The sequence below is a fragment of the Bacillus sp. L_1B0_5 genome, from assembly GCF_000836715.1.
Taxonomy (GTDB): domain Bacteria; phylum Bacillota; class Bacilli; order Bacillales; family Bacillaceae_G; genus Bacillus_A; species Bacillus_A thuringiensis_S.
On the sequence record NZ_JXIS01000043.1, the window covers coordinates 1 to 7,444 of the forward strand.

The window sequence follows — 7,444 nt, forward strand, 5'->3', positions numbered from 1 at the left end:
TAGGCCTCACCATACCATTTCGGGAAAATTGTACGTTTGGACACAATTTGGACACATTTTACCGATTCCGTATTTACGTAGGGAATCGGTAATGGGTGTTAGTATCTATTTCTTGCATATTTTGTTCGCAAAGGTCTTAAATGATGAATCGATGTTTTTTTCTGTACATTCCAGATATAATCACCTGTTAATGCAATATGTTCCCAACCTAATGGAGAAATGTGCTGCACGTATTCTTCTGGAATTTCCATTCCTTGAGAGCGTAATAATTCAATCGCCTTTTCAATATACACTGTATTCCAAATGACAATTACGGAAATTAACAACTGCAGGCCATTCACTCGATGCAACTGATCTTCATAAGAACGATCACGTATTTCTCCTAATCGATGAAAACACACAGCTCGCGCAAGTGAATGTTTCGCTTCTCCTTTATTGAGTCCCACTTGAACTCGTCTTCTCAATACAGGATCTTGCAGCCACTCTAATGTATATAATGTTCTTTCTATACGTCCAATTTCTCGTAATGCTGCCGCTAAACTATTTTGCCGTGGATAAGATGCTAACTTTTTTAAAATAAGAGATGCAGTAACCGTTCCATTTTGCACAGAACTGATTAATCTTAATAATGCATCCCAGTTGTCTCGTATATGTTTCATTTGTATGGTGCCGCCAATCATAAAGTTTAGCTCTGGATAGTAGGAAGGTTTGTCGATTGTATAAATTTTCGTCTTATCTATACTTTTAATTCTCGGAGAGAATCGAAATCCTAACATATGACACATAGCAAATACATGATCTACGAATCCAGCAGCATCCGTATAGTGTTCTTCAATTCTAGTATCGGCTTCATGGTATAATAATCCGTCTATAATATGAGGCGCTTCCTCAGAAGAACTAATGACTTGAGCGTAAAAAGGATCGTATTGGTCTGAAATATGAGTATAGAAGTTTAGGCCAAGATCTCTTCCATGTTTGGCATTGACTTGAGCTAATGGACTAGAAGCACCACTTGACCTAAAATATTGTCCATCTGAAGAAGAAGTGGTTCCATTGCCCCAATAGGTAGCATGCCTATTTTGCCGTTGAAAATTTGATAAGACTCCCAGAGCTTTTGTATAATTTTCATCACTGATATACCAATCTGCTATCCAAGCAAGTTGTGTATAGGTGACAGTAGGACATGCATCAGCCATTTTACTTAATCCAAGATTAATCCCCTCGGCTAAAATTGCCGCAAATAATGCAGTTTCATCTTTTGGCCCTGTTTTCGTATGAAGATGTACAAACTGTTGACTAAAATGGGTCCAAGAGTCTACTTCTACTAATAGTTCTGTTAGTTTAATACGTGGTAATACATCATAAATAGCCCTTGTAAGATCCGCCACATCGTCTGGAACATCCTTTTTTAAAGATGGAATTTGGATGTGACCGCCATAAACAGAAACATCGGATAATTCTTGGTTTCGAATGAGTTGATTTACCATTGTTAATTGTTCTTGCAGCAATCCGCATCGATTTTGTGTATACTCCTCTACATTTGTAGCAATAGACAACGGAATTTGTTGTTTCCTTTTGATTTCTTCCCAGGTTTGTACCGGTAATAAGTACTCATCAAAGTTTTTGTATTGTTTGCTTCCTGGTACCCATATATCTCCCGAACGAAGGTGATTACATAATTCTGTCCATACACTAAATTCATAGTAATGACGGTCAATGCCATCTTCTTTTAAAACATGTTTCAACCATTTGGATTTTATAAAATCCATGGGAGCAAATTCAGGAACTTTTCTTTTTTTGGATGTATTCAGTTCCTTTAAGATTTCAAGTGCTTCACATAATGTTTGGGTGATACCAGAAGATTGAAACGTATAAATCTGTAAAAGTCGGGGGGCAAACTTGCGAAATTGTCCATAATAGGTATCCAGTAATTCTAAATAATCGAATTCTGCAGGCCTCGCCAACGCTTCCGCTTGTTCTACCGAATAAACAAATTGGTCCCATGGTATAACAGCTTGTAAAGATATAAAAGGATCTTGTTCCATTTCTTTTGCTTCAATTAAAACCTTCCCAAGTTTTGCAAATAAGCGGATTTTCTCATTAATTAATTTTCCGTCATTTTGAAACGAATCGTTATGTATTTTTTCTCCTCGTTTAAACATGCGCCCAAGTAACTTTTCATTTACATATAAACCTTGGTCGATTAAAAAAGCATAAATATGAATTAAGAATGCCATTAAAGTTGCATAACGTTTCAGAGAATGGAACCGAGACAAATGTTGGGTGGAATACCGAGAGCCTTCCCTAGCTAATTGTAGTAATCTATTTTGGTGAATCTCCTGTCCGTTTTCTAATGGTAATGCGAGCTTTTGAATAAATTGAATGCGGTCTAATATTTTATGAAAATTTTTAAGTGAAACCGTTCCAGGTGGTTTTCGTAACCAGGATAAATTCGTAATATGTTTGTCTGTAGGATTCGTTAATAGTTGATCTAATTGTAAAAATTGTTGTGGAGATAACGCTTTTGTTAACTTTTTAAACGTTCGCCTTTCTGCACGTTCACATACCGCCCAAACTAAATGTTCTACGGCATACATGGCAGGAAGAATGATTTTTCTTTTTCGCATTTCTTGTATCAAAAGATCAACTAAAACCAGACCCTTATCTGCCCCCATAGCAGTTGGAAGAAGCCAATTTGCTAACTCTCGATATTCTCGTAAGGTAAAAGATCGGAATCCAAAATGTTTTCGAATTTTGCTGATGTGTTCTCGCCTTGTTGTATCGCGAATTTTCGCATACTTATGTATAGCTGCAGGCACGATTCCTAATCTTTTTGCAAGCAACGAAACAAGAAAATCGGGTATTTTTTCTTCAGAAGCGAATGGCCGACCAGGAAATCGTAAATAAGCCAATTGAACCGCAAAACCTAATTGATTCGTTGCGCCGCATTGCTGACGGATGATTTGTATATCTTCTTCAGATAATGTGTAGTATCGTATCCGCTCTCGTTCACTCATCTGGTCTGATAATTCATAAAAGTATTCTCGTTGCGTTTGAGTAAGAACTTCTCTCGTCGCCATCTGAAATTCCTCCTATTTCTGTAAATAACGATACACGGTTGTACGAGAAATCTTTAATATTTGCGCAATATCTTTAATGGGGGTTTTCTTAGACACGAGTGTTTGTATCATTTGTTGTTCTTTTTCTCCTAATTTTTCAGGTCTTCCACCAACACGTCCTCGAGCCCTTGCGGCAATTCTTCCCGCCTCTGTCCGTTCACGAATGAGGTTTCTTTCAAATTCTGCAAAAGAAGCAAATAAGTGAAACATTAATTGTCCTGTAGCGCTAGAGCGATCCATCGTGATATTTTCTTGTACACTATAGAAGCTAATTCCCTGTTCATTTAATTCATTTACAATTTGGATAAGATGATGCATCGTTCTCCCCAAACGATCAAGTCGCCAGACTACAAGAGAATCACCAGGTCTCACATATTGAAGAGCTTTTTCAAGGCCGGGCCTTTTTCCGGCGATGCCACTCAACTTATCTTCAAATATTTCATCACATCCATACGCCTTTAAAGCATCTATTTGTAAATCTAAATTTTGATCTACAGTTGATACACGAACATAACCAATTTTCAATTTGTAGTCTCTCCCTGTTCAATAATTTAATTTTAGATAGATATCTGAACATACATAATTGTACACTGTTTATGGACACGGTAATAGGAAAAATTGTAGTGTTTTTTACTAAAAAATAAAGTGTACAGAAATATACAATTTTATGTACACAAAGAAAGAATCTAGCCTTTTTTGATTACTCAACTCATTTAAAAAGTTTATCAACTAGGGAAGCGGTTTAATTTTTGCATATTTTAATATTCTCTAGCATAAGGTGAAAACTAGTATTACATTCATTATTTATAAAGGAGAGATAGAATATGGCTTTAAATGCACAAGCACAATTTTTATCTATTTTAGAATTAACAAAAGGCTTATTAGAAAATAGTCCAAAACGCTTGCAACACCTAGAGGTATTTCCGTTTCATCATGTTGAAGGAGATAGCTTAAGATATGTACGAACACCTGCATTGACTCCAGCATCTATTATTGGGTTTGGAGATCCAATCCCGGATAATACAACAATCCCAGATGAGCCAATCACATTCCCTATGAGTGAATTAGCTACTAGTTTTTTAGTTGCATATAAAGGACAAGATATCTATTCGTATACAAATGATTTAGTTAAACTCGAAGAGCATTTAGCTACACGTCAGCTATTATATAAATTTAGTGAGCAATTAGAATCTGGAACCAATGGTTTTCTTGGATTTACACAGCTTATTCAACCGAGTAACGTCACAGATTTAAATGGTAATACCTTAAAATTAGAAGATTTAGATCGTGCTAAAGGACAAATCCGCGTGAAAGAAGGCGAATCTGGTGTTATCTTCACCAATCAATCAGGATATGAGCAGATTAGGAAAGCTTATTATAATAGAAATCAAATCCCACCAGTAGTAAATGGAAAGTCTTCTTTTGATGGGTGGAAAATTTACATCAACGATTTTCAACCTACCCATAAAATAAAAGATAAAGATAAACCAACTACAAATATTTGGTTTGCTTCATTAGGAATGGATGCTTTACATGGGATTATCCCAGAAAATGTGGGAGATAATATGTTTGTCACTAGAAAAACCCTTCGAACAGAAGGATCGGAAATTGTTGTACACAAAACATGGCCAGTGGGGCTTGCGTTAGGATCACAAGCGGCACTGGCTAGTGTGAAAAATGTAGCAATATAATAGAGCCCTTTGTATAAAAGATGAATTTTTAACACTTAATGGATGTATTGAAAATTTTATTGTAGGAGTCTAAAAATGAAAAATACAAAACCCCCAATGTTTATTCATACACATGGGCTCAATAAATTAGATAAGGATGATCAACACCAAGGATCCCTCGTTAAAAAGGGAGAAAATAAAAGAAACATACAAAAACAGATTCAACACTTTCAAAACTTGTCTTTATGTGCCCTTTTATCTATTGATATTTTTGCAGATAAAACGGTATTAACTGGGGGAAGTGTTTTGAACTTAGTTTATAATGTTCATAAGAGAGTTTCTGTAGATTTAGATTTATCTTTAGAATCCCCTATATTACCTGATGAATATGTACGATTAGAAACTGAATTAGATTATAATTTTGATAAGGCTTTTTCAAAAGAAAAGTATAAGGTATTAAACTCAAGATTAGAGATTAGAAGTCTAAATTTACATAATAAATTTTCATCTGAAAATTTATTCAATCCTAAAGAAATTCTTTATAAATATGTTTTCCAGCTCATGGATCTACATGAATATGAAGAGATATGTAATCACCCTGGTAGGACTAAGAAGCAAAAAGAAGCTCGATGTAGAGAGAGTATTATAGAGTTACCGAATAAAAAGAAGTTTTTTGAGATTGACTTTAAATGGGAAGGACCAATTATAGAGAAACAGGTATATGAAATCAATAACTATACATTGGAAGCTCCCTCTCCTTTTATTTTATTCTGTAAAAAAATGATAGGAATTCTTGCGCATTCACCTCATATAGGGGATACACCAGAAAAATTTAAACGAGCAAGATCGCAGGATTTTTTTGATATTCACTCACTTATTGATTCTCAAATGATACATCTACAAGACTTAATACAATCTAATCATTTAAGCATATTTCAAGCAATGCTTACGGAGAAAAATATAGAAACTTCTTCACTCAAGGATTTAAAAAAACATCGTGAGTTTCATCAAAGTAACTTCGTTGATTCTGTACGAAATATGAGTTTATTTCCATTGAAAAGTTTTGAGTATTATTTTGATTGTATCATTCATCTCATAGATTATATGTATCCTTTTTTAACTACATTAAAATCTGTACAATCTCCACATAGCTAAATGACTATAATATTCTAAAATAAACTAATGTTAATTTTTTTCATCCTTAACAAGTAGCGATTTTATACAATTCCTTTTGCCGTTTCTAATTTACAAAAAGTACACCAACGCTTATTCATGGAGAACAAGCGTTGGTGTATTTTAAAAAGGAGAATGACATGAAATATATATGGGATAAACCAAATGCATTAATTTTAGATACGAATATTTGGTTGAATTTTTTAAATGGAAGTGAACAAGAAGTCCAGACTTTTCGGAAAATGGAGGAATTAATAGCTGCGAATAAAATTATTTTATTTGCTCCAGAACAAGTCTTACTAGAATGGAATCGTCACTATACAAGTATCATACAGCAAAAGCTCACAACTACAAAAGATACATTGGATCAAGCTAAATCGCTTATTAAATATTTTCACGAACCTACCGATGATTTGTATCACCAGTCCTTAGAAAAAATCGAATCTCAAATACATTTAAATACAAATATTCAAAATACATCTCTATGTAAAGATATTGATCACTTGATAAAAAACAAAGTAACACCATTAAAATTAACAAATTCACAATTAAAAACCATGCTGATCGAATTTGGATTACAAAAAAAGAAACCCTTTGGGCACAAAAATAGTACGGGGGACGCTGTGATTTTCTTTAGTATGTATGAAAATTTCTCAAATAAATTTAACAATAACAATCAATGTGATTACGACCAAATATATTTTGTTACAAATGATGTACATGATTTTAGTGAGGGAACAGACGATGAAAAACGTCCTATCCTTCATCATGATTTAAAAGAATTAGCAGATGAAATAGATTTAAATTATTCAGATGACATACATACAACAATGAATGTAATAAATAACAAAAAAATATTCAATGTGTAGTATGGGATTTAGATAATACTATATGGAATGGAGATTTATCAAAAGGAGAAACTATAAAATTAAGAGAAAATACCTTGAAAACTATTCAGTTCCTTCATGATTTGGGCATTATACAGTCTATTGCTAGTAAAACTGACTATACTAAAGGATTAGCCAGGCTAAAGTAACTTGGAATAGAAAAATACTTCGTATTACCACAATTAAATTCCAACAACAAATCAACTTCAATTAAAAAGATTGCTAAGTTGTTTCATATTAAATTACAAAAAATTATATTCATCGATAATGACATTTTAGAATTAAAAGAAGTCTCTTCTGAACTTCCTCAAGTTACTTGCATTAATGCTACAAAATATGGAGGAGATATATACAAACAAGTAAAAAAGATAGTGAATTCTGTTGAAAAATTTTAAAGTTTATATGTTAATTAGGACGATATGTATCTTTTTTTGATAAAAGAGAATGCAATATACAGTACATTGGAAACTATAGAGTACTTCCATTCTTCATGTAGAATTTTGTAATTGTTTTACATGAAGAATTTTTTGTAGGATTTAAATGTGTCTAAATTGTGTCTAAACGTACAATTTTCCCGAAATGGTATGGTGAGGCC

Annotated in this window: 5 protein-coding genes; 3 read left to right on the forward strand and 2 right to left on the reverse strand. The window is 33.5% G+C overall.

The features are described from left to right. Positions 1-98: 98 nt before the first annotated feature. On the reverse strand, positions 99-3,080 hold the full coding sequence (locus tag RT27_RS14315; RefSeq protein ID WP_043936491.1) for a Tn3 family transposase: 2,982 nt from the start codon (positions 3,078-3,080) through the stop codon (positions 99-101). A gap of 12 nt (positions 3,081-3,092) precedes the next feature. Then, positions 3,093-3,644, reverse strand: coding sequence for a recombinase family protein (locus RT27_RS14320; RefSeq protein WP_043936492.1), 552 nt, complete (start codon positions 3,642-3,644; stop codon positions 3,093-3,095). Positions 3,645-3,943: 299 nt separating this feature from the next. Here RT27_RS14320 and RT27_RS14325 point away from each other — a divergent pair, with 299 nt between their 5' ends. The 3 genes from RT27_RS14325 to RT27_RS14335 all read left to right on the forward strand — a co-directional run bounded on the left by RT27_RS14325 (position 3,944) and on the right by RT27_RS14335 (position 6,831). Then, positions 3,944-4,810, forward strand: coding sequence for a hypothetical protein (locus tag RT27_RS14325; protein ID WP_043936493.1), 867 nt, complete (start codon positions 3,944-3,946; stop codon positions 4,808-4,810). Between the two features lie 75 nt (positions 4,811-4,885). Beyond that, positions 4,886-5,944, forward strand: coding sequence for a nucleotidyl transferase AbiEii/AbiGii toxin family protein (locus tag RT27_RS14330; protein ID WP_043936494.1), 1,059 nt, complete (start codon positions 4,886-4,888; stop codon positions 5,942-5,944). Positions 5,945-6,102: 158 nt separating this feature from the next. Then, positions 6,103-6,831, forward strand: a complete 729-nt coding sequence (locus RT27_RS14335) for a PIN domain-containing protein (RefSeq protein WP_231577696.1) — start codon at positions 6,103-6,105, stop codon at positions 6,829-6,831. Positions 6,832-7,444 lie beyond the last annotated feature (613 nt).